The organism is Bacillus sp. SIMBA_008, assembly GCF_046535495.1.
GTDB classification, from domain to species: domain Bacteria; phylum Bacillota; class Bacilli; order Bacillales; family Bacillaceae; genus Bacillus; species Bacillus subtilis.
In genome coordinates this window covers 1-257 of sequence record NZ_JAWRWL010000781.1, presented here as the reverse complement: position 1 = coordinate 257, position 257 = coordinate 1, and the positions used below count along the sequence as shown (strand labels likewise).

1 protein-coding gene is annotated in these 257 nt (G+C 47.5%); it reads left to right on the top strand.

Annotated elements, in window-relative coordinates:
* Positions 1–257 (top strand): adenylosuccinate synthetase (locus SB658_RS25430; protein ID WP_410603215.1); only part of this gene is annotated, 257 nt, incomplete at both ends.

The window sequence follows — 257 nt, the reverse complement described above, 5'->3', positions numbered from 1 at the left end:
CCGTGAGGTTGGCCGTGAATACGGTACAACAACTGGACGCCCGCGCCGTGTTGGCTGGTTTGACAGTGTGGTTGTCCGCCATGCTCGCCGTGTGAGCGGGATTACAGATCTATCTCTTAACTCAATTGATGTATTGACAGGGATTGAAACATTGAAAATCTGTGTCGCTTATAAATTGAACGGAGAAATCACAGAAGAATTCCCAGCAAGTCTAAAGGAACTAGCGAAATGTGAGCCTGTCTACGAAGAAATGCCAG